The organism is Bifidobacterium leontopitheci (genome assembly GCF_009193355.1).
In the GTDB taxonomy this organism is placed as follows: Bacteria; Actinomycetota; Actinomycetes; order Actinomycetales; family Bifidobacteriaceae; genus Bifidobacterium; species Bifidobacterium leontopitheci.
Genome location: NZ_WBVT01000016.1, coordinates 1 through 22,000 on the forward strand (window position 1 = coordinate 1; position 22,000 = coordinate 22,000).

The 22,000-nt window shown below is 65.2% G+C and carries 18 protein-coding genes; 12 read left to right on the top strand and 6 right to left on the bottom strand.

Going from position 1 to position 22,000, the window contains the following annotated elements:
• Positions 1-276: 276 nt before the first annotated feature.
• A complete protein-coding gene (locus F7D09_RS06060; RefSeq protein WP_152234516.1) occupies positions 277-1,407 on the top strand; it encodes an AraC family transcriptional regulator in 1,131 nt (376 codons plus the stop codon).
• Positions 1,408-1,547: 140 nt separating this feature from the next.
• On the opposite strand, the gene F7D09_RS06065 is transcribed toward F7D09_RS06060, so the two are convergent.
• The 3 genes from F7D09_RS06065 to F7D09_RS06075 all read right to left on the bottom strand — a co-directional run bounded on the left by F7D09_RS06065 (position 1,548) and on the right by F7D09_RS06075 (position 4,789).
• The gene (locus F7D09_RS06065; protein ID WP_152234564.1) at positions 1,548-2,837 is read right to left on the bottom strand and encodes a uracil-xanthine permease family protein; all 1,290 of its coding nucleotides are present in this window, start codon (positions 2,835-2,837) and stop codon (positions 1,548-1,550) included.
• A gap of 132 nt (positions 2,838-2,969) precedes the next feature.
• A complete protein-coding gene (locus tag F7D09_RS06070; protein ID WP_152234517.1) occupies positions 2,970-3,653 on the bottom strand; it encodes a haloacid dehalogenase-like hydrolase in 684 nt (227 codons plus the stop codon).
• Positions 3,650-4,789, bottom strand: a complete 1,140-nt coding sequence (locus F7D09_RS06075; RefSeq protein ID WP_152234518.1) for a glycosyltransferase — start codon at positions 4,787-4,789, stop codon at positions 3,650-3,652. The genes F7D09_RS06070 and F7D09_RS06075 overlap by 4 nt, the downstream gene beginning before the upstream one ends.
• 318 nt (positions 4,790-5,107) lie before the next feature.
• Between F7D09_RS06075 and F7D09_RS11620 the strand changes: the two genes are divergently transcribed.
• The 7 genes from F7D09_RS11620 (at position 5,108) to F7D09_RS06110 (ending at position 13,446) form a co-directional block, all read left to right on the top strand.
• Positions 5,108-6,379: a zinc ribbon domain-containing protein gene (locus tag F7D09_RS11620; RefSeq protein WP_152234519.1), complete on the top strand. Its 1,272-nt coding sequence runs from the start codon at positions 5,108-5,110 to the stop codon at positions 6,377-6,379.
• Positions 6,380-6,444: 65 nt separating this feature from the next.
• Positions 6,445-8,202 (top strand): hypothetical protein, encoded by a 1,758-nt coding sequence (locus tag F7D09_RS06085; protein ID WP_152234520.1) that lies wholly within the window; start codon positions 6,445-6,447, stop codon positions 8,200-8,202.
• 33 nt (positions 8,203-8,235) lie between these two features.
• On the top strand, positions 8,236-9,201 hold the full coding sequence (locus tag F7D09_RS06090) for a zinc-ribbon domain-containing protein (RefSeq protein WP_193312358.1): 966 nt from the start codon (positions 8,236-8,238) through the stop codon (positions 9,199-9,201).
• On the top strand, positions 9,198-9,650 hold the full coding sequence (locus tag F7D09_RS06095; protein ID WP_152234522.1) for a hypothetical protein: 453 nt from the start codon (positions 9,198-9,200) through the stop codon (positions 9,648-9,650). Before F7D09_RS06090 ends, F7D09_RS06095 begins: the two co-directional genes overlap by 4 nt.
• A gap of 45 nt (positions 9,651-9,695) precedes the next feature.
• A complete protein-coding gene (locus tag F7D09_RS06100) occupies positions 9,696-11,267 on the top strand; it encodes an AAA family ATPase (RefSeq protein ID WP_152234523.1) in 1,572 nt (523 codons plus the stop codon).
• Positions 11,268-11,307: 40 nt separating this feature from the next.
• Complete coding sequence (locus tag F7D09_RS06105; protein ID WP_152234524.1) at positions 11,308-11,823, top strand: hypothetical protein; 516 nt, start codon at positions 11,308-11,310, stop codon at positions 11,821-11,823.
• 564 nt (positions 11,824-12,387) lie between these two features.
• Entirely contained in the window at positions 12,388-13,446 is a 1,059-nt protein-coding gene (locus F7D09_RS06110; RefSeq protein WP_152234525.1) for a hypothetical protein, read from the top strand.
• Between the two features lie 22 nt (positions 13,447-13,468).
• Here F7D09_RS06110 and F7D09_RS06115 read toward each other — a convergent pair whose 3' ends face one another.
• On the bottom strand, positions 13,469-15,610 hold the full coding sequence (locus tag F7D09_RS06115; protein ID WP_152234526.1) for a hypothetical protein: 2,142 nt from the start codon (positions 15,608-15,610) through the stop codon (positions 13,469-13,471).
• A gap of 225 nt (positions 15,611-15,835) precedes the next feature.
• Here F7D09_RS06115 and F7D09_RS06120 point away from each other — a divergent pair, with 225 nt between their 5' ends.
• From F7D09_RS06120 to F7D09_RS06135, 3 genes are all read left to right on the top strand, one after another.
• The gene (locus F7D09_RS06120; protein WP_152234527.1) at positions 15,836-16,726 is read left to right on the top strand and encodes a hypothetical protein; all 891 of its coding nucleotides are present in this window, start codon (positions 15,836-15,838) and stop codon (positions 16,724-16,726) included.
• Positions 16,727-16,972: 246 nt separating this feature from the next.
• Positions 16,973-19,219 carry a serine/threonine protein kinase gene (locus F7D09_RS06125; RefSeq protein ID WP_152234528.1) on the top strand — a complete coding sequence of 749 codons (2,247 nt, stop codon included), beginning with the start codon at positions 16,973-16,975 and terminating at the stop codon, positions 19,217-19,219.
• A 157-nt stretch (positions 19,220-19,376) separates the two neighbouring features.
• Positions 19,377-19,835 carry a hypothetical protein gene (locus tag F7D09_RS06135; RefSeq protein WP_152234529.1) on the top strand — a complete coding sequence of 153 codons (459 nt, stop codon included), beginning with the start codon at positions 19,377-19,379 and terminating at the stop codon, positions 19,833-19,835.
• Positions 19,836-19,917: 82 nt separating this feature from the next.
• Here the strand turns inward: F7D09_RS06135 and F7D09_RS06140 are convergent, their stop codons facing one another.
• Positions 19,918-20,565, bottom strand: coding sequence for an alpha/beta hydrolase (locus tag F7D09_RS06140; RefSeq protein WP_152234530.1), 648 nt, complete (start codon positions 20,563-20,565; stop codon positions 19,918-19,920).
• A 225-nt stretch (positions 20,566-20,790) separates the two neighbouring features.
• On the opposite strand from F7D09_RS06140, the gene F7D09_RS06145 reads away from it, so the two are divergent.
• A complete protein-coding gene (locus F7D09_RS06145; RefSeq protein WP_152234531.1) occupies positions 20,791-21,642 on the top strand; it encodes a sulfite exporter TauE/SafE family protein in 852 nt (283 codons plus the stop codon).
• Between the two features lie 31 nt (positions 21,643-21,673).
• Here the strand turns inward: F7D09_RS06145 and F7D09_RS06150 are convergent, their stop codons facing one another.
• Positions 21,674-21,997: a hypothetical protein gene (locus tag F7D09_RS06150; RefSeq protein ID WP_152234532.1), complete on the bottom strand. Its 324-nt coding sequence runs from the start codon at positions 21,995-21,997 to the stop codon at positions 21,674-21,676.
• Between the last annotated feature and the right edge of the window lie 3 nt (positions 21,998-22,000).

Genomic DNA, 22,000 nt, shown 5'->3' on the forward strand with positions numbered 1-22,000 from the left:
GACATGGCTTGTGTCCTCGCTTCCAATCGCGGTTTTCTATGTTTGGCGACTGAAAATCGTACACAGGACACGGGCCATGTTCTCAACCCAAGCCAGAACCAAAGTGCGCAAAACTTCGGGCGTTATCTGACGAAGTATTAAAATAGTATTTCGACGGTGTGAAGCAACGGTGATAGGCGACAGGCGGCGGCAATGACGACAACGACGACAGCAACAACAACGGCAACGACGACACAGACGTCGGCAACAGCAGTGTCGGCGATGATACAGCCGACGATGATCGACGTTCCCCCGACGGACCGGACGGCGAAGAATGCCGCAAAGGCCGGCGGCCCGGCACCCCGACGGCACGGCTCGCCGGCAACGCAATCCACGCATGTGCACGCGGCATCCGCCGCCGCACCGGCGAAACGAATCGTCGTCTCCTCCGACCTGTCGGAGCGCGTGCCGTACAACGACCCCGAACTGCCGGTCTACGCCAGCTTCGATTCGCTCTCATCGTTCGCGGACTTCCGCTGCCCCTGCCACTGGCATCGCGACCTTGAGTTCGTGCATGTGAAGGACGGCGAGATGCGGTATTTCATCAACGGCGAGGTCGTCACGCTTCGCCGCGGCGACGGCCTGGTGGTGAACTCCAGCCGTCTGCATTACGGCTTCTCCCCCGAGCACCGGCAATGCTGGTTCACGTGCGTGGTGGTCGGCACGCAGCTGTTCGACCATCTGACCACGGCGACGACGGCCCGCTGCGAGCACGCCTTCGGCCAGGACATGGCCGACTATGTGCTGCTGTCGTCGGGAGTCGGCTGGCAGCGCGACGTGATGCAGGCCATCGACGATGCGGTGACCGTCGCGTCGGCGGCCCACGCTGAACGGGCCTCCCGCTCCTCCGGCCCGGCCGGCGGCGAGGCGGGACGGGTGGATGCGCTCGCCTTGACTGCGACGGCGATCAGGCTGTGCGACATGGTTCTGGACCGCTTCTCCCCGGTGTCGGGGAACGGCCCGTCCGCGGATGGCGCCGGAGCGGCAGTGCCGGCGAAGGACGGCAGACCCTCCGACGTGCAATCGCAGCGCGACCGGCTTGCCGTGCTCGCCATGACCGGTCTGATCCAGCGTGACTTCCCGCGCCCGCTGTCGCTGGACGACATCGCGTCGGCAGGCGGCATGGGCCGCAGCCGTTGCTGCCATCTGTTCCGCAGGTTCGTGGGCCGCACGCCGAACGAATACCTGATCGACCGCCGTCTCGAAGAGGCGAAGCGTATGCTCGACGGCACCGGCATGGGCGTGGCGGAGGTGGCGCGCGACTGCGGCTTCTCGTCGGCGAGCTACTTCATCAGCGTCTTCCGCCGCCGCTTCGGCATGACCCCCAAGGAATACCGCAACCAGCCCACCCCGGCAGCCTCCATATAACAACGTCGTTGTGTCACAGCGGGTACCTACCCGCTGTGACACAACGACGTCAATCATTGAAAATACCGGATTCCCTCTTTTTTGTCACAGCGTGCACCTACCCGCTGTGACAAAAAAGAGGAGAAGAGCGGCCGGAATCGCTACAGGATGTCCGGGTCGTTCTTCTCGATGGTGCCGGTGAGCTTGCCGATGGCCTTGAGGCCGTGGTAGGCGACGAGGATCACGATCGTGCCGATGGCGATGCCGTTGAACGAGATGCCGCTCACGGTGAACGCGAACTGGCCGATGGCGATGATCATCGTGATCGCGGCGACCATGATGTTGAGCGGCTTGTCGAAGTTGACCTTGTTCTCCACCCAGATGCGGATGCCGATCATGCCGATCATGCCGTAGAGCAGCGTGGTGACGCCGCCGAGCACGCCGGCGGGGATCGTGTTGATCACGGCGCCGAACTTCGGGCACAGGCTCAGGATCAGCGCGAACGCGGCGGCGCACCAGTAGGCGGCGGTCGAGTAGACCTTGGTGGCGGCCATCACGCCGATGTTCTCGCCGTACGTGGTGGTGCCGGAGCCGCCGCCGAAGCCGGCGATCGCGGTGCCGAGGCCGTCGGCGAACAGGGCGGTGCCCATCTGGTTGTCGTAGTCGCGTCCGGTCATCTGCGCCACGGACTTGACGTGGCCGACGTTCTCGGCGACGAGCACGAGCACGACGGGCAGGAACATCGGCAGGATGGAGAAGTCCGCCTGCGGCAGGTGGAAGCGCGGGAAGCCGATCCACGCCGCCTCGCCGATCGCGGAGAAGTCGACCTGGCCGCGGAAGCAGGCGTACGCGTAGCCGACGAGCACGCCGAGCAGGATGTTGAGTCGGCCGAGCAGGCCGCGGAACAGCACGGCGATGAGCAGCACGGCGAGCAGGGTCACGATGGCCGTGTCGGGGGCCTTCTGGAAGTTCGTCCACACGCTGGGCGCGAGGTTGAAGCCGATGATTGCCACGATGGCGCCGTTGACGACCGGCGGCATGATGATGTCGATCCACTTGGCGCCGGCGTAGTGTACGGCGATGCCGATCAGCGCGAGCAGCAGGCCGGTGACCATGATGCCGAAGCTGGCGACAGCCAGGCCCTTGCCGGCGGTCTTGACGGCGAGGATCGGCGCGATGAAGCCGAACGAGGAGCCCAGGTAGCTGGGCAGCACGTTGCGGTTGATGAGCAGGAACAGCGCCGTGGACAGGGCGGTGAAGAACAGTGTGGTGGAGGGGTCGAACCCGGTGAGGATCGGCACCAGGAACGTGGCGCCGAACATGGCGATGACGTGCTGCGCGCCGATGCCCGCGGTGCGGCTCCAGGTGAGCCGCTCGTCGGGCTCCACGACCTCGCCGGGCGCCAGCGTCTTGCCGTCGCCGTGCAGTTTCCATGTGAACAGACCGGTCAGGTTGCTCATGCGAACTCCTTCATTCTCTCAAGCGGGGCGCGAACGGCCGCCCCGTATAACCGAAGCCATTGTAGCCTGTCCGCCTGTGCGGCATGTTTCGTCGGCAAACGCAGGCGCGACCGCGGCCCGCGCTCACTTCACGCGCGTGATCGTGTTGCCTTTGACCATGTAGGCGGTGCGAGCGAGGTCGATCATCGGCGAGTCAAACGTGCTGTCGGTGTAGAACTCGTCGACCACGGCGTCCTCGCCGTAGAGTTCGCGGAACCGTTTCGGCTTGTTCGTGTTGAAGTTGAGATACGTGACCGTCAACGTTTCGGGATCGATGGTCGAGGCGACGAGACGTTTCAGCCCCAGCCTGCGGCATGCCTCGCCGACCGTCGCGTCGAAGGACGCGGTGAGGATCACGTCGTCGGGGCGCGGCCGGTACCATGGCTTGATCTTGCGCATGTTGCGGTCCCAGAACGAGCGCACGAGCGTTTCGAGGCCGCCGGTGGTGGAGCTCTCCTCGATGACGGTGACCTTGTCGGCGAGCACGTCGTCGCCGAGCCCCAGCTCGCGGGCGCCTTCGAGCGGTGCGGTGCGCAGGCCTTCGATGCGCCGCGAACGGGACACGTCACGCAGGTATTTGGAGGTGACGTCGCCGACGCCGCGCTCCATCTGCTCCAAGGTGCCGCGGCCGAGCTTGTATTTGATGGCGTAGCGCAGCACCGGCGCGAGATGCCGGAACACGCGCGGGTCGTAGCGCGCGCTGTACAGGTACAGGTCGAACAGGCTTTCGCCGTCGTATATCGTGCCGTCGAAGTCGAACACCCTCATCGTGCGGCCGGCTCCCTTCCGTCGTCGCCGTCGGCGGGATCGGCCGTGTCGCGCTCGACGCCGGGCTCAAGCACGCCGCGCATGTATTCCTTCCATCCGCGGCCGAGCTTCTTCCATTCCTCGCGCATCTCGCGGAATCCGTCGCGAGCACCGTCGACCGATTTGCGCAGTGTGTCGATCAGGTTCTTCGTGGATTCGGGGACCTCGCCGCCGTCATCGGCCACGTCCCTGCTGAGCGTGTCGATGCGCTTGCGGATCCGCTCCGAATCCTCGGGGTCGATCTTGAACTTGGCGACGATCGACTGCCGCATGGTCTCGTAATCCAGGTTGGCGAAGAACGTGAGCTGCTGGATCCGCATGAACGTGCGCAGTTCGGGGAACCGTTCGTCGATGTACGATTCGCGGTCGTCCACGGCCTGCATCCAGTCGCGGGTGAGCTGCATGTTCCAGCTGCCGGTGATCGAGCCGCGGCGCATCCGGTAGTGGTAGAGCACTTCGGGGATGCGCACGACGCGGTGCGACTCGCCGATCACGTTGCAGATGCGCGCCATGTCCTCGATCTTGCGGCCGATGGGGAACGAGAAGCCGTGGTCCCGGTAGATGGGCGCGGCGGCCATGAACGACCAGAAATACCCGTCGATCTCCGCCTTGACCTGCGCCTTGATGGCGTCGACCGGCGCCATGACCTTGATGTCGTCGTAGTCGTTGTGCTTGTACGCGCTGGTCAGCGGACGGCCGGTCTCGCTGATGGTGTCGAACTGGAACATGACCAGATCGGCGGCGTAGTCGACCATGGTGGTCACGCAGCGTTCCACGAGGCGCCGGTCCACGGTGTCGTCGGAGTCCACGAAGTAGATGCAGTCGCCACTCGCCTGCGCGAGCCCCGCGTTTCGCGCGTCGGACAGGCCGCCGTTGGCCTTGTGGATGACGCGGATGCGCTCGTCCTTCGCCGCCCATGCGTCGCACATGGCCGGGCAGCGGTCCGGCGAGCCGTCGTCGACGAGCAGGATCTCCAGGTTCCGGTAGGTCTGCGCGACCAGCCCGGCCACGCACTCGTCGAGGAACCGCTCGACCTTGTACACCGGCACGATGACCGAGACCAGCGGATGCTCCTTGTCACTCGTTCCAGTCGTCATATGGCTCCTCACCGCCCCTTGTCTCTCATGTCATGACCGGCTTGCGCCGCCTCATACTCGTTCCATGATAGACTCGTTATCGCTGTTAGGCACTCGCCTCCCCTTTGTTGACCACATCGCAATGATGTGTTCATCACGATGCCGGCGGAAGTTCCCCGTCCGTTCACGTTGCCGTGACCGGGCCGACATCGACGGTGGCCCATCATTGATGATGAATGCAGAATCAGGGAAGGGACGCGCCCGCGTGAGATCGAAGGGCTCCATCCTCCGCACGCCTTCTCGCCACACGGTGCCCGACAGGAGCGAAGGAGAGGGATCATGGCCGCGAACACGTCGTTTGACAATGAGACGCCGCGCCGCATCAGGGATTTCGGCATCCCCTACGGCGTCGAGGACCCGAAGACGAAACTGTACCGTTTCCTTGACCAGACCGAAGGCGGGGTGTTCTATTCCACTGCGCCGATCGAGCGCGTGCTCGACGCGGTGAACGCGCATCTGCAAGGTCTGGACCTGTCACGTTCACGGCATGTCGGCGGCGGCATGATGCGTATGGCCGAGGATGGCGACCTGTTCTGGATGCCGCTCGACGGGCCCGTCGGCTCCGCGGTGGTGTTCATCCCGGTCGGCGACGCGATCGACAAGCATGACGCGGAACCGTACCGGCAGCTACTGCCGGTGCCCGGCGCGCTGCAGGCCGGCCTGCCGTTGCGCGGCGGCGTCATCAGGGGGATGCTCACGCAGGCGGGGGCCGCCGACATCATCGGCAAGGGTGACGTATGCGCCGCTTGGGCCGTGCCCGGTTACGAGCTGACCGCCGAACCGTACGGCGGATCCGGCGAGCGCGGGCAGGATTCGCTCGTCATGCCGGCCTCACTGCGCCGCACGGTGGCCGGCTGGCGGCGCGAGATGTACAGCGCGTACGCCAAGGATTTCCATGATCATGAGGGCAACGCCTGCACGGTCGCGGTGATGATGGCGGTCGAAGACGCGTCCGGCCCCTCGCTGGTCATGCCGTTGTCGCGGATGTCCCGTCGCAAGGTGCGTTCGCGGTTCGGCGGCATGAGCGTGATGGGGTACGGCACGACTGTGCTGGACGGTGACGGCACCGGCTGCGTGTTCCGCACCATCACCGGATCGGAGACGGCGGCACAGCTCGACGAACTGGCGCAGTGCATGGTCGACGACGCCACGTACTGGGTCGAGCACCATGCGCCGCGACCCCGGACGACGCCGGCCGCGCAGCCGGCCACCGCGCAGCCGCCAGCTCCGGCGTTCCAGCAGTTCCGACAGACGGCGGCGACCATGCAGGCGCCGGCGACCAACGCACCAGCGCCGGCGCCAACGGCATACGCAGCCCCGGCGCCGCAACCGTCGCCGATGCCGTTCCCGCCGTATGCATCGCCGGCGGTCCCGCCGCAGCCGATACCGCCGGCGGCATCGGCTCCACCGGCGCCGGGCGCGCAGGCGGCAGCCGCCCAAGCCGTCACGCCGGCCGCAACGCCGGTGTTCCCGAAGCGGTTCTGCACGGAATGCGGGGCGAAGCTGCCGCCGAACGCACGGTTCTGCGGCAAATGCGGCACCAGGGTGTGACGTCGGGCGACCGATGACACCAGCCAGACCATCAGACAGCAACACCATCAAGGAGGAGGAACCGCATGGGGGATTACATCGACCTACGGCCGATTCTGCGGCAGATGCAGGATATCCAGATGCAGCTGAGCAACGAGATCGACACCGTCGACGTGCGCGTCAAGGAGGTCGACGGCAACGTCAAGATCATCAACTCCAAGGTCGAGCAGCTGGCAGAGGACTTCGACAACTTCGTCAACATGCAGACCAAGGCCAACCGTCTCGGCCAGGCCGAGACGAGGCTGGTGAAGATCCGTCAGGAACTGGAGAAGAAGTACGGCCACTACGATCTGGTGCGCCGCACGACGACCGGCATCCTGCAGGCGAACGACCTGGGGCTGGTGAAGAAGTCGACCATCACCAACGCCAGCGAGGAGCTGATGATCTCCACGCCCGGCTACTGGCTGGCACCCTGCCTGGTGGCGCTGGCCGCCTGGATCAACGACCAGCGGGACCTCGCCTACAAGGCGCTCGCCGAGGGCATACGCCGCGACGACGAGAAGACCTCGCTGTTCCTGGCGTTGGTCTGCCGCCGCGCAGGCCGCAAGCATGCGAGCCTGCAATGGGTGCAGCGGTATCTGGCCGCGCAGGATGAGGAGAACCTGAACCGCAACGCGGTCGTGATCCTGGACGCCTACGCCTCCGGCCTGCTGGGAACGGACACGGAAGGCACGGTCTCCAAGCAGATCGACACGTGGATGGGCCATCTGACCGCCAAGCCCGGGTTCGTCGAACAGCAGACGAAACAATGGTCGGACGCGATCAACCTCAAGCGCACGCCGATCACGGGCGACGAGGGATACCGGTATCTGTCACGATACAGCCACACGTGGCCCGCGCTCAAAGAGGTCATGGAAGGCGCCCGGCTGCATGCGACGATCCTCGACTACTTCAACGGCATCTTCGCGCAGAAGTCGTCCACCGACGAGGTCAAGGCGCAGCTGGACGAGATCCTCACCAGCCTGGTCACCGACTTCGACGACGAGGAGCTGCCGCTGCGCCGCAAGGAGCGATTCGAGCAGTTCGTCGTCGACTACCAGGGCGATGAGGCGAAGGCCAAGTCGAGCATGACGGTCGAGAAGACCGCGCTGGAGGAGCATAAGGACTTCACCCAGCTGCTCACCGACTCGGCCATGAAACCACAGGTCTCGCACGCGAACCCCTCGACGCAGAAGTTCGCCATCGCGCTGTCGCGCGACTGGATCCGCGACGCCTACAACGACATCATCGCGAAAAACCGGGCCGCGGTGCCCCACAACATCGAAATCAACGTGGACACGTTCAACTACTCGACCGTGGACGGCAGCAACGAGCAGGAGACGCTGCAACGGTTCAACGCGCTCATCGACCACGAAATGAACGATGCGCTGATTGCCCTCGCGATGACGCCGTTCGAGAAGTTCATGCTGCCTGGCGCCATCGGCCTCGGCGTCATCGCGCTGATCGGCTTCGTCGTCGGCGGGGGCGGATTGCTGCTCGGCGTCCTGTGCGCCATCGCCGGCATCTTCTGCGGCGTGAAATACTACTCCGCCAACAAGCGGGAGAAGGAAGGCCAGTCCAGAATCCGCTCCGACTACGAGACGAAACGCTCCGAAGGCACGCAGATCATCCGCGCGATGCTCGCCGAAGTGGTGGACTACCGCCGCGAGTTCGCGAAGCAGGACGCCCAGAGCGCACAAGTGCTCGCCTTCATCGACAGCATCACGCCCGAACAGTACGTGCGCAAGATGCCGAACTCGACACGTAAGGTGCGCGTGACCACGGTACCGGCCGCGAAGGCCTGACACAGGGAAATGCACTCGCGAAGAAGGAAGTCCATGATGAACAACGTCAACGCAATCAACCAGGCCGTCGCCGCGACGACGACCTGCCCGTCATGCCATGCCGTGAACCGGCCGGGAGCCAAGTTCTGCGGCGCTTGCGGAGCCAGGATCGAACAGCCCGCCGCCGCAGGAACCGAGACGGCTACGCCATCCCAGCGCGACGTTCCCCGGCCGGATGTCCCCCAGCCGGCTGCGCAGTCCGTCCCCCTGCCGAACGCAGACGCATCGTCCCAGCCGGCTCCCCAGCCGGACGTCGCCGCGTCCGAACCGGCCGTCGCGCCGATTCCCATGCCGACCGGCGCGATACCGGTACCGGCCCCGTCGCACGATGTCACAGCACACACCGACGACGCAGAACACGGTGACGCAACACAAGGTGACGCAACACAAGGTGACGACGCCGAGAGCAATACGTCGGACACGCCGGAGCCCGTGCCCGACACGTCCGCCGAGACGGGTGGCGAGCAAGCGTTCCCGGATGATTCCGGGCAGTCCGGCGCGGCGGCGTCGCAGCCGGCGTTCCCGGCCCCGCCGCACGACGAGCCGAAACAGGAATCCCCGGCCTCGGAAACCGCATTCCCGCAGCCGTCAACGGACGCGCTGCCGTCACTCGATGCCGTAGCGGGCACCGCTCCGGCGAGCGCCGCTCCAGCAGACACCACTCTGTCAGATACCGCGGCACCGGTAGCATCGCCGGCACCCGTTCCCGAGCCGACGGCGTTCCCTGCAACACCGGCACAACCGGCATCCGTGCCGTTCCCCGCCGCCACACCGTCTGCCGGCGCGACATCAGCAACGTCAGCGGCCCCGGCATTGCCGGCGTTCCAGTCGCAAGCCGCCGATGAGCCGGAAGACGACGAACCGACCGCGGTGTTCGCCGAAGGCCTGCCCGACTGGGACATCACGCCGCCGAACATGCCGGTGAGAAGGAAGCACCGCAAGAAGGAGGCCCTGCAATGACCATCACACCACCGCAGACCTACGCCCAATGGATGGACGTCATCGACGCGCTTGCCGCAGGCGGCAACGACGACACCGTAATCGCCGCAATGAACCAGGGCACGCTCGTCTGGCAGTCCGGCGTCTCGGAGCGCTTCGTCCAGCATCTCATCGAAGCCATCAACCAGCGCCTGTCCTCGGCGGCCGACCGGTTCGCCAAGGCGCAGTCCCGTGCGCGCAGCGAACGCGACGTCATCCAATCGTTGCTCGACCTGCGCAAGAACCTCGCCACGCTCGCGCAGGCCGGATCCATACCGGCGATACCCGAACCGTACCGGTCCCAGATCCGCGGCTTGGTCGTCCAGCAGGCGAACGACATCCAGAACACGCTGGAACGTTCCGCCGCCACCGTCGACCGCACCGGCAGAATGGCGCACATCATCCGCACCCATCCGGTCAACACGCTGTGAGACGCAAACCTGCACGACCGCACTTGAGACCACAGAAAGAGCACCATGACCAACATCGCACAATCGCATGAACTGCTGAAACGGTATTCGATCGCCCGGATCCCGTTCATCGCCATCAACACCATCGAACGCTCCCGCATCCTCGACACGCTCAAGGACATCGGCGGCGAGCTGAACCTCCCCTTCTACGTGCATACCCTGTCGAAAGGCCTGTACGACCTCGCCTCCGGCCAGGTCGTCAACGACGACAAGTCGATGTACGGCGCCATCGACTACATGAGCGAGCAGATGAAGCGCAAGCAAAACCTGACGCTGATCCTCACCGAGATCCCCGACCTGTCGACGGAGAACCCGGATTCGCGCCAGCTGCTCGACCTGGTGACGCTCGCCAACGAGAACGGCGGCGTCATCATGGTGCTGACCAACAACTCGGTGTGGAACCAGCTGCAGCGCCAGGGCATGCTCATCACCGTGGACCTGCCGAACGAGGACGAGATGTACGGCATCATCAAGGAGTACATCGACGACTACCTCAACGAGATCCCCATCGAATGGGACGACAACGACGTGCGTGAGGCGGCCACGACGCTTGCCGGCGTGACGCAAATCGAGGCGGAGAACGTGATCGCCGCGCTCATCGCCAACCGGCGCATCACCAAGGCCGACATGGACGAGGTGCGCAACGCGAAGAACCGCCTGTTCTCCGACATCTCCGGACTCGAGAAGATCGAAGTGGACGACAGCGTCAAGGAGGTCGGCGGACTCGCCGGGCTGCGCCAGTGGCTCGACGAGAAGAAGGCGCTGCTGTCCGCCGCCAAACGCGAGGAGCTCAAGGCCAAGGGGCTGCAACCGCCGCGCGGCATCCTGCTGGTCGGCGTGCCCGGATGCGGCAAGTCGCTGAGCGCGAAGTCGATCGCGGCGAACTGGAAGCTGCCCCTGTACCGTCTGGACTTCGCCACCGTGCAGGGCCAGTATGTGGGCCAGTCCGAGCAGCAGCTCAGGGACGCGCTCACCACCGCCGAGAACGTGTCGCCGTGCATCCTGTGGATCGACGAGATCGAGAAGGGCCTGGCGGGAGCCGGTGGCTCCGGCGACGGCGGCGTCTCCACGCGCATGGTCGGCCAATTCCTCTTCTGGCTGCAGGAGTGCAAGAAGCACGTGTTCGTGGTCGCCACCGCCAACGACGTGTCCATGCTGCCCAGCGAGCTGCTGCGCCGCGGACGCTTCGACGAACTGTTCTTCGTGGACCTGCCGACCGCGGCCGAACGCCGCGAGATCCTCAGCCTCTACATGCGCAAGTACCTCAACGTGAGCTTCGCCGGTGCCCTCGCCGACCAGATCGTCGAACAGACCGAAGGGTTCACCGGAGCCGACCTCGAATCCACCGTGCGCGACCTCGCCTACCGGTCCGTGGCCAACCCCGCGTTCACGCTCACCGTGGAGAACGTGGTCAACGCCTTCGACAACGTGGTGCCGCTCTCGCAGACCAGTCCGGAGAAGATCGAGGCGATCCGCAACTGGGGCAAGGAACGGGCGGTGCCCGCATCCGGCCGTCCCATCGGCGAGGAGCGTCTGAACAAGCCGGCATCCCCGCGGACCCGCAAGGTGCTCATCTGACGGCGACCATGCCGCGAACAACGCAACAAGGAGGCACATCATGCCACGACCAATGCTCAGGCCGACCGGCGGACAGACGTCCGCCCGGACCACATCGCAGAACCGGCTCGCCATGTCGCTCGGCAACGAGCAGCGGCAGCACGAGCAACAACGCGCCGCCACCGACCATGCCATGCTCGAGAGGACGCTGCGCAAGCGCCGCTCCCCTGGCTACATGGCGGCCATCGCCAAACTGGACGCCGGCGGCCACACCATCACCCAGGCGCAGATCGACGGCATCGTCAACGCCCTGCGCGCCGAATTCCCCGACGTGAGCATCACCGGCATCCTGCAGGGGGTGACGGCGAAATGCTATCTGGGAGCCCCGTTCGAGGTGCATAGCCTCGACCCGATCGGCGGCATCGTGGAGCATTACGAGGTCGGCCGCCCCATGCCCGGCGCGTTGGAGAAGTCCCGTTCGCTCGCGGCGTTCGGCAACTACGCGTTCATCGAGGTGTACAACGACTGCCTGCGCGCGGTGGATGACGGCGGCAACGTGTCCGTGATCCCCGTGTGACGGCGGATGCGCGAACGCGAGGTGGGGCCGCAACGGCGCGGCCTCACCGCTCGCCGCGGGCCGATCGGGCCACGGTAATGACGTCATGGTACGATACCCCATGAGTTCGAAGCACTGGCTTCCTCCCTTCAGTCACAGCCGATTCATCGTCAGCTAGGCGCGCGTGTCACGCGAACGCCGACGCCGACGTTCAGGGAGAAGAAGCAGCGCATGTCCCCAATGGCAAACATCGCAGACCGCAGGTCCGCGCCCGGCACAACCATGCCCGGTTCCGGATACGGCCAGTCAACTCGCAAATCGCTTAGGGGGGGGCTTGCTTCACGGCCTCGCTGATGTGACTTCACGCTTCGCCGCGACACATGTGTCGTGACGTTCCGCATCACACGTCAGCCGTCAGTACAGCCTTCCATAGAGCGCCATGTTTGCCAACACCCATACAGTCTTTCTTCCGGACGCATCATCGATTCTCGTATCCGAATCCCGTGTCATCTCGACATCACCGTCTGCGACAGATATCGCAGAGCGACGCCGACCGTCAGTCGGCGTCGAAGGAGGATTCCGGACATGCTGACGTTCCTTGATGCCAATCCCGCAACCGTCACCACCACAATGCAGGCTCGCCGCCTCGCCGCGCATATCGCCGACGAACGGCGCGTCAGGGCCGTGCTGGTGGTTTCGACGCGCAACGGGGCACCTGAACCGGATATCATCCCCGAATCCATCGTGCAGCAGGTCGAGGGGCGTATCGACGTCGTGGTCATCGCCGACGACCGGCTTGCCGAAACGATGGCCGAAGAGCTGGACGCGCTTGGCTACGGCATGCATCCGGTGTACAACGGCGCGGCGCGACTGTTCATGCCGCGCGACCCCAGCCGTGACGGCACGCCGCTGTACTACACGGATACGAACAGCCACCGGCAGCGGCTCGTCGCCGACCTGCGGCGTCGTTTCTCCCTTGGCTCGCAGCCCGCCAGCGGTACCGGACCGGCCACACAGTCAAGCACCACACAGTCAAGCACCACACAGTCAGGCACCACGCAATCCGTAACGACGCACGCCGGCAACGCCAACGGCTCCGGCGCCGGCGTGCATGGCGACGGGACGGACAATCCGCTGCACTTGCGCGACCCGCACACCGGCTCGCCGATCAGCGGAAGCCCGCAGGAGGTCGAGAACCTGCGCCGCTCCTATCGTCCGCTGTTCGTGCGCACACCGCAACAGGCGCGCGACCTCGCCGGACTGCTGCTCTCCGACACACGGGACAAGCCGGTCGTGGTCGTCTCGAAATCGCCGACGCAGGACAAGCCGTTCGTCGACGTGAACCTTATCGCCGGACTCGTGCACAATCGCGCCGTCGTCGCGCAGATCGACACGAAGGAAGCCGCCGACACGCTCAAGAAGCTCATCGCCAAGCCGGCTTGGGTGTACGGGGACGCGGGACGTGTGTTCCCGGTCGGGTCGGCGTGGAACAGCGAGACGGCCAAGCTGCGTCTGTTCCTGCCCAACGTGCACGTCTCACGCATGCTGCTGACGAACATGATGATCGTCGAGGTGCTCGCCCAGTGCTTCGGTCAGCCGTCGCCGCAATCGCAAGCCGAAAGCGGTCGCGAAACGGGCCGCTGAGCCGCACACGGACACATCCGACTCAGCGGCCCGCGTTCAGGATCCGCTCAAGATCAAGCATCACGCGCTGGGCATCGGCGTGTTCGCCGCAACGCTCCAGGCATACAGCCGCCCGCCGGAACTGCGGCTCCCATTGCGGCCGTTCGGCGCCCGCGCCGGCGAGCGCCGAGCCGAGCGCCCATCTGGCCTTGCCTTCGAGCCGCACGTCGCCCATGCTGAGCGCGGATTCGAGTATGGATTGCGCCACCGCCGTCTTGCGTCGCTCATCGTCGAGCGCATCGTACAGGTTGAATTCGGCGTCCACGACGAGACGGCGGTCGTGGGCGCGGCGTGCCGCTTCGACCTGACGGGTGCGGGCCGTGATCTGCATGGCGCGGTTGCCGAGCCGGGTTTCGGCGTATACGGCCACCCAGCCGTGGACGTCGGCTTCCAAAGCGGCGGTGCGGCGCGACTCGAACGGGGTGGGCCACGCGAAGGTCGGCGCAGCGTCGAGCTGGCGAATCACACGGTCTGCGAGGATGAGGAGGTCCTGTTGCGATTGTGGCGAGGCATGGCATTCGGATGCGAGCCGACGGTACAGCAGGTAGGCCATGGATTGCGCGTCGTCGGGGTCGCGGTAGATGGTGTTTCCAGGGGCCGGCTCGTTGCCATGTGCGGTGTCGAACGCGTGGATGAGCCGCGTGTATTCGGCCACCGCGTCATCCCATTCGCCGATCTGCTCCAAGGCCAGTGCGCGGCGTGCCGACTTGATGGTTTTGCGTACGGTCGCGCCCGGTCTGCCGGGACGCATCGCCGCGCCTTCATGGAAGGCCTGTTCGATTTCGTCGCGGCTGACGGTCTGCACCGGGTTCGGGTCTGCTGCGATACGGCCGGAGGCTTGGTCGCCGGCGAGTCCCTGCAGCCAATCCAGTTGGGCGTTGAAGCATGCGATGGCGTACAGGTACGTGGTCCAGTCGTGGCCGAAGCCGAGCAGCCAGTGGACCGAGCCGTCGTCGTTGACGCGGAAGCCGACCATGGTGGGCACCGGGATGGTGGCGGCTTTGCGGTATTCGTCCTTGTTGACGCCGAGCGCGTCGAATGCGGGCCATAGCCGCTGTTCGATGCCGTCATCGATGGGCGGGATGAGGAACAGACATTTTCTCAGCAGGCCCCATTGTTTCAGATGCTCGATCTCCCAATGCAAGGAGACCGTAGCGCCCAGCGTGAAGATGATGCCTCTGACGCGGAAGGCGGTGAGCCGTACGCCTTCACGCCAGTCGTCCTGCGCATAGTAGCCGCGTACCGCGCCTGCTCGGGGCAACCGTTCTCCGGGACGGCCGACGGTGATGAGTCCGCGGGTGTTGGCCGCAGAGCAATTCGCGATCATCTCCTCGAATGAGATGCGCGGCCAGAGGAGGCTGCGCAGGTTCGTGTTGCTGTCGAATTCCGCGACCGGCGTCTGGATGGACTGCCTGTCGTCCTGAAAGGAGCGCAGGTACAGCATGGTGTCCTCGTCGGCGCGCAGTTCGAACCGCGGCGAGGAGAACATGCGTGACAGACGGCCAGCGAACCGGGTGACGCCGTAGGCGGTCCATAGGCCGGCGATGAATACCACGGCGCAGAGGCATGTCCACAGCCATGACGGGATTCCGGCGAGCATTGATGATGCGGAAGGCCCGGCGGCTGCGGCCCATGCCCGGATCTGCTGCGGGGCCGTGCAGCCGAAGGCCAATGTCGCGGTCAGTATGCCTGCGGCCAGCAGGTCGCCGATGATGGCCGTCAATGCCTCCGCTCTCGTCATGGGGACTTTCGCCGCGCCATTGCCGCTGTTTCGCATCGCGATCCGGTCGAGCATCGGCAGGAACGCGATCATCAGGCCGGCGAGCCACGTCCACTGCCAGACCAGGCCCGGCCACGCCCACGTCAGCAGATACGACCCGGCGATGAGCAGCACGACACGGTACGTGGTGTCGAACATGATTCTGGCACTGATGTGCCTGGCAGCCATCGAGATGTCAGCCAGCTCCCAGTCCACGCCGGCGGCGTTCGCCTCGGTCATCATGTCATGGTCGAAATGCCATCGGCCAATGCGGCTCGAAGCCAGCCAATGCTGGATGTTCACCCGGTTGACGCGCACGATGCTCTGCGCGGCCAGTATCAGCAGGAACGCCGTCAGCAACGTCATCGCCGTCTCCTTTTTCTCACGGCACTTTCTCCGTGTATTGGTGCGCGTCCGGATTGCGCCGCCGCGCAACGAGCCGCCGTCATATCATCAACGATACCGCGAAACCGTACAATGCGTTGATCACCGTATAGACGCCATCGAACGTCGGAAACCATTCCGTCATATGCTTGAGCCAATCGTCGTCGACGGCATAGCCGACGACCGTTCACGGAAGGAACCGTTACCATGACCTATCCATCCATGTCGTCGAATCCGGCGACGCAGGCGTACGCCGGACCCCAATCCCCCGCAACGCCGCCGAAATCCGCCAAGGACGTCGAGCGTCAGTGGAAGCACCGGTTCACCATCGGCTCGATCATCACGCTGGTCGGCATCGTGGCCACGGCGGTCGGCGTGTTCCTGCCGGCATGGACCATCAGCGGGCCGGCCGACCTGATCAAGACCGCGATGTCGAATCTGTCCAGCGACGACAAGGCGTTCGTCGACCTTGTACAGGACAACACGTCGATCCGCATGACGATGACCGGCCGTTTCACCGTGCCGTTCTGGGTGTTCATGGCGCTGCTCGCCGTCATCCTGCTGTTCACGCTGCTGCGGCTGCACATCCCGACACTGGTTTTCTCCATCATCATGACCCTGTGGATCGGCGTATTCGCCGGGTTCACGTGGTATGCGGACAACCGGCTGTCTTCGCTGATCAGCAAGGCCGATGCCGGCGACATCGGCTCGATAATCCAGCACGGGCTCTCCTACGGCCTGATGATCATGGTCGCCGGCACGCTGCTCATGGTCGCCGGCTCGATCGTCTCGCTGGTGCGCCGCGGCCAGCTGCGCCGCAAGACGTTGAACGCGCTGGCCGCAGGCCAGCAGGCACCTGCCGCTTTTGGCGGGCAGCCGTCCTACGCGGCCGCGGCTCCCGCACCGCAGGCCGACTGGCAGGCCGCACCGGCGACCCAGCCTGTGGCCACATGGCAGTCACCGGCGGCGCAGCCTTCGCCGTTCATGCCGCAGACACCCGGCATCCCCGTCCAAGGTCAGGCCGCGCCGGCACCCGGGCCGATGCCGGCGGCGGGCGGGCAGTCCATGCCGTCGATTCCGCTGCCGCCGAAGCGGTAGCGCGGCCCGTCACCGTTCACGATTTGGCGGCCCCGTCAAATCGTGAACGGCCCTTATGTTCGCTTTGCCGTGAAGAACGTCGGCATGAAGCCGTTCCTGCGGAATGCTATCGCACATGATCTGTGCGATAATGTGCGTTTGGCGTTCACGATTTGCCAAGGCCGTCAAATCGTGAACGGTGCATCATGCTATGATGACATCAGCCTAGACACTTTCCTATCATTCACACAATAATGAGGGGTCGTCATGCTGACTTGTCCGAACTGCGGCGCACTATGCAACGCCGATGACCGTTTCTGCGTCAACTGCGGGTCCCGGCTCACCGTCCCCACCGCCTCGCCGCAGACCGCCGGCATTTCCCTGCCGCCAATCCCAGCGCCGCCGACGCCCGCAGCCGGCCATGCCGACCCCTCCTCCCGATCGATTCCGACCATGCCGATACCGGTCACGCCGACGCCGTCACAACCCGACGACGGAGGCCCCGCCGCGGCAGCCGTCTCGCTGTCCCGCAAGCGGCGCCGAGCCGTCATCATCCTGATCGCCGCCATACTGGCGCTCGCGCTCGTCTGCGGCGGCGGCATCGCCGTGTGGAAGCTGGAGCTGATCGGACCGCGCACGGTGCCGGCCATCAGCTCGGGCAAGGCCGACGACGTGGCCAAGCAGCTGGAAGGCAAGGGGTTCGTCGTCAAGCGCAAGCAGGTCTTCTCGGCCACTCGCAAAGGCACGTACATGCGTATGGAAGGCGCGAAGTCAGGCGACCGGCTCGACCGCGGCTCGCAGATCACCGTCGTCGAATCACGCGGACCTGGTGTGCCCGAAGGCACGGTCGGCATGACGCCGGAGAAGGCCGAAGCACGGCTCAAGACGATGGGCGTCAAGGTCGTCGAGCATGAGGTGGTCGCCGACCATCCGGGCAAGGTGTCGGTCACCGTACCGGCCGACGGCCAGCCGCTCAACGACCCGTCCGATGGCATCCACATCGGCGTCGGCGTGGACGGCGACGGCATCCCGGTGGAGATCGCCGGCATGGACAAGGACAAGGCGAAGGACGAACTGGAGTCGCGCGGTTTCACGGTCACGCTGAAGCCGCTGTTCTCCAGCCGCAAGAACCTCGGCAAGATCGTGCGCGCCGACCCCGGCATCGGCGTGATGACCGACACCGACAAGGCGACCCTGTATTACGGCGTGGACGCGAGCGAACGGTACAACGTGGTCGGCGAGTCGATGGACAACACGATGGCGATGACGAACACCGGAGCACTGGCCGGAGAATACTGCACGGACGACGGCGACTGCATCACGCTGAGCGTCGGCAGCTCCGACGCCAAGCCGACCGGGCTCATCGTCGACGGCAAGGAGCCGGACAGCACGTGGGACGAGCTCACGCTGTGCGATTATTCGCAGGATGCAAGCGGCTGCGAGCCGGTGGACAAGGACGGCAAGCCGCTGCTCAAGGACTTCCTCATCTCCGGCACGACCGGCGCGATGGAACTGTACGCCGGCATGGGCCTGCCTAACTGCGGCACGTCGGTGTTCTCGGGCGACAACCCATATGCTTATTGCGAGAATGACGTACCTCGCGAAGTCGATTCCAGCAAACCGTGGAGGGATGCGGACGTGACGATCCATGATCGGGACAGCCGCGAATCGCTCGTCTACAAGGCCAAGGAGCTGTTCGTGGTGATGCCGGTGGGCGCCGACCTCAAGCAGCTTGAGACCGACGGATACTTCTCCGGCAGCTCCACGTACCAGCCGGATGCCGACCGGCCGTATCTGATCCGCCGAGACAACGAGGCATACAAGGACGTCAAGGCGTACAAGGAATCCGGCGACAGCGCCATACAGGACGACCCGTACGCGCCGGGACCGCATATGAAGCGGTTCGACAAGGCTCCAAACGCCGGCAACGTCTACTATCTGGTCGAGAATCCGGTCGACTTCAGCCAGTTCACGGAGACGACCGTCTCCGGCAAGTCGGATGGCAAGTCCAAGTCCGACGCCGGCGGCAAGTCGGATAAGAACGCAAAGGGCGACGACAAACAAGGCAAATCCAGTAAGTCCGGCTCCCCGGATACATACTTCAACAGCACCTACCAGTACAGCGTGGACATCCCCAGAGGCTACACGTGGGGGCCGGAGCCGGATATCGGAGACCATGGCCGCTCGTTCACGTCACCGGACGGCACGGTCACCATCGACGCGTTCGCCTATTACAATATTTCGTTCCGCTCCCCGCAGGAGGAACTGGACTTCCTCAAGGAGAACCTTGACGCCGACGCGAGCGTCGCACTCGCCGAGGTCCATGGGCAGAGCGTGTATCTGAGCTACTCGAGCGGAGGCAAGATCGTGTACAAACGCGAGATCGTCATCGACGACAGTGACGGTGCAACAGGCCGTATCCTCAGCGTGACGCTCACCTACCCGTCGGACGCCAGGTCCGAAGGCGACCCGTTGACCGAGACGATTCCGCTCACCCTGAAGGATCTGGGATGATGCACGCACCGTCATCGTGACGGATTCGGCGGCGGCCGCATGGCATGATTCCACATGCCTGCGGCCGCCGCCGTTTTTTCATATCCGATTGATTCCCCTCCCCGCCATGTTCCGGGTGTCGGCAGCCACTGGGACTGCCCAACCGGAAGAAGGAATCATGACCGACGGCACTGCTCGCAACGCCATCACCACCGCCACCGTATCTCACACCGTGTCTCCCGTCACCGCCGCCGCCACATGGCTGTCGCTGCAGCCGTTCACCCCATATCTCAAGCTGATCGCCGGCCGTTTCAATGATGTCGTGCTCGCCCAGCGTGTGCTTCCCGCAATGGTCGACGCCGCCTTTGCCGGCGCGGCCGACGTGTGCGCGACGTTGTGGGCGATGCTTGGCGTGAGCGTGCTGCTGGGCGCGGTGTCCGCTCTTGTCATGGCGGCCGTTGCCGTCTCCACCGTGGCGGCGGTGGCATTGCCGCTCACGTCCGCCGTCACGGCGCTGCTGGTGTCGGCCGTGACGCTGCTTGTCGCGCTGCTCATGTCCGCGAGCGCGATGCGCGCCTCGCAGGTGCGCAAGCTGGACGTGCGCGACGGCAACACCGTCCGGGCGATGCACGCCTGACTGTCCGTCTTACGAGAAATCCCCGGATGCTCCGATTCAGCATCCGGGGATTTCTCATGTCGCAACACGCTTCTCGGGGCTTTCACCAGATGCGAGGCCGAGTAAAGCCGTTGTCCACGAGGAACTTCGCCACGTCGCGCATCTCCGGCATGTTGATGCTGTGCGTCATGCCGGGGTAGATCCGCTCGGTGAGCGTGGTGTGCGTCTCGTAGAAGGCGCTCATGGCCTCGACTTCGGAGTCGGGGAACACGTCGTCGGCCGAACCGTGGCCGTAGAACATGGGCGGCTGCAACCGCTGCAGTTCATCGTCACCCGTCAGCGGACCGTGCGCGAGGAACCCGGAGAAGCTGACCGCGCCGGCATAACGGCTTGGATGGAGGCGCAGCATCTCGCCGGCGAGCAGGCCACCCTGCGAGAATCCCATGACCACGACCGGCCGCTCGTCCTGCAGGTTCTCGGCGACCCATGTGTCGATGGCTTCGGCCGCCGCCTTGGCCTGACGGTCGAGCGACACGCCGGTCGGTACGCCCTCGTAATCCCATTCGCCGAACCACGTGTAGCCGGGCCCGTATGAGATCGGAGCGCGCAGCGACGCATAGTCGGCGCCGGGCGCGCAATAGTCGAGCAGACCCGGCAGGTCCAGCTCGTTCGACCCCCATCCGTGCAGCAGCAGAAACACCGGTCCGCCGCCGTTCGCCGGCAGGCTGGTCGCAGCGTGTTCGATTTTCATGAGTTCGGCTCCCCTCATACGAATGCGGCGCAACCGCCGCGTCATCGGATTCATTGTAGCCCGTGTTTGCGCATGGAGGGGCGTGCCGGCTGCCGCACGGCCGTGACCATCTGGCGAACGTCCGGACGGCATCACCGTTGCCGAACCGTTAAGCTTCATGCGGGCTTGCCGGCAGGCCGCCAGCCGCCGGAAGGCATCGGAAATCGAACAGAAGGGAACACCGATATGAGCATTGCGGGCATTTCCGTGGTCACGCTGCTGCTGGTGGTCGTCGCCGGCATCGGCGCGGGATTCGTGGGCTATGCGGTGGGAGCCTCGTCGCTGGTGTCCTACCCGGCGTTGCTGGCGCTTGGCGTGCCGCCGGTGCTGGCGAACACGACGAACACGGTCGGCGTGGTCGGCACCGGCGTGGGAGGCTGCATTTCGGCGCGGCGCGAACTGCACGGGCATCGTGCGCGCGTGATCCTGTACGCCATCATCGGCGTGGTGGGCGGCGTGCTCGGCGGCGTGCTGCTGTTGGAGCTGCCGGCCGTGGTGTTCGAGTATCTGGTGCCGCCGCTGATCCTGTTCAGCGCGCTGATCATCGCGGTCAACCCGCGCGGCCGTGCGCAGGCGAGGGATGCTGTCGGCGCGGCGTTGGGCCCGGATTCCGTGCAGGCGCGCGAGGCCGCGGCGCATGAGGCCGGTCAGGCGTTCCCGCGCGACGACATCCGCCGCGACCCGTGGTGGATGTGGCTTGGCATCGATTTCGTGGGCGTCTACTCTGGGTATTTCGGCGCGGGCGCCGGCACGCTGGCGTTGGCGATGCTGGATCTGGGCCATATCGGCTCGTTCCACGAGATCAACGCCCTGAAGACCGTGGTCGGATTCGGCGCGAACATCACCGCGTCGGTCATGTTCATCGTGCGCGGCTCGGTGAACTGGCCGTTCGCCATCGCCCTGTGCATCGGCTGTTTCATCGGCAGCTACATCGCGCCGCCGATCACCCGGCACATCCCGGCGAACATCATGCGCGCCGCGGCCGTGCTCGCCGGCGTCATCCTCGCGGTCAAGCTCGGCTGGAGCACCTACCTGTGAGGCGTCGCCGGCGTGACGTCGCGGCGACGCCTTACTTGAGCTGCGACGTAATGCCCGAGAGCTCGTCCTGCACCCGGTCGTACGCCTGGTTGAGCAGCAGGTTGCCGGGCACGGTCGTCAACAGGAACGCGAGCACGGCGGCGATGATCGCCGAGACGATGCCCTTGATCAGCCTGATGACGATCTTGAAGGCGATGTAGGCGACGATGGCGCCCAGCACCAGTGAAATCACCGTCTTCACACCGGCGGGCAGCTCGCCGTACCACACCACGAACCGGTCCCACGCCGACAACGCCTCAGCCGGGATGGCGACGGCCGCGGTCGTGACGGCGTGGTGCATCATGTCAAATCCCATGTC

What these genes read in the sequence shown, in the direction of transcription:
- F7D09_RS06135 (WP_152234529.1), top strand. Translation starts at nt 19,377, where the DNA reads ATGACCGACGGCACTGCTCGCAACGCCATCACCACCGCCACCGTATCT.
- F7D09_RS06125 (WP_152234528.1), top strand. Translation starts at nt 16,973, where the DNA reads ATGCTGACTTGTCCGAACTGCGGCGCACTATGCAACGCCGATGACCGT.
- F7D09_RS06070 (WP_152234517.1), bottom strand. Translation starts at nt 3,653, where the DNA reads ATGAGGGTGTTCGACTTCGACGGCACGATATACGACGGCGAAAGCCTG.
- F7D09_RS11620 (WP_152234519.1), top strand. Translation starts at nt 5,108, where the DNA reads ATGGCCGCGAACACGTCGTTTGACAATGAGACGCCGCGCCGCATCAGG.
- F7D09_RS06110 (WP_152234525.1), top strand. Translation starts at nt 12,388, where the DNA reads ATGCTGACGTTCCTTGATGCCAATCCCGCAACCGTCACCACCACAATG.
- F7D09_RS06140 (WP_152234530.1), bottom strand. Translation starts at nt 20,565, where the DNA reads ATGAAAATCGAACACGCTGCGACCAGCCTGCCGGCGAACGGCGGCGGA.
- F7D09_RS06075 (WP_152234518.1), bottom strand. Translation starts at nt 4,789, where the DNA reads ATGACGACTGGAACGAGTGACAAGGAGCATCCGCTGGTCTCGGTCATC.
- F7D09_RS06095 (WP_152234522.1), top strand. Translation starts at nt 9,198, where the DNA reads ATGACCATCACACCACCGCAGACCTACGCCCAATGGATGGACGTCATC.
- F7D09_RS06150 (WP_152234532.1), bottom strand. Translation starts at nt 21,997, where the DNA reads ATGGGATTTGACATGATGCACCACGCCGTCACGACCGCGGCCGTCGCC.
- F7D09_RS06115 (WP_152234526.1), bottom strand. Translation starts at nt 15,610, where the DNA reads ATGACGTTGCTGACGGCGTTCCTGCTGATACTGGCCGCGCAGAGCATC.
- F7D09_RS06085 (WP_152234520.1), top strand. Translation starts at nt 6,445, where the DNA reads ATGGGGGATTACATCGACCTACGGCCGATTCTGCGGCAGATGCAGGAT.
- F7D09_RS06145 (WP_152234531.1), top strand. Translation starts at nt 20,791, where the DNA reads ATGAGCATTGCGGGCATTTCCGTGGTCACGCTGCTGCTGGTGGTCGTC.
- F7D09_RS06060 (WP_152234516.1), top strand. Translation starts at nt 277, where the DNA reads ATGATCGACGTTCCCCCGACGGACCGGACGGCGAAGAATGCCGCAAAG.
- F7D09_RS06105 (WP_152234524.1), top strand. Translation starts at nt 11,308, where the DNA reads ATGCCACGACCAATGCTCAGGCCGACCGGCGGACAGACGTCCGCCCGG.
- F7D09_RS06090 (WP_193312358.1), top strand. Translation starts at nt 8,236, where the DNA reads ATGATGAACAACGTCAACGCAATCAACCAGGCCGTCGCCGCGACGACG.
- F7D09_RS06120 (WP_152234527.1), top strand. Translation starts at nt 15,836, where the DNA reads ATGACCTATCCATCCATGTCGTCGAATCCGGCGACGCAGGCGTACGCC.
- F7D09_RS06100 (WP_152234523.1), top strand. Translation starts at nt 9,696, where the DNA reads ATGACCAACATCGCACAATCGCATGAACTGCTGAAACGGTATTCGATC.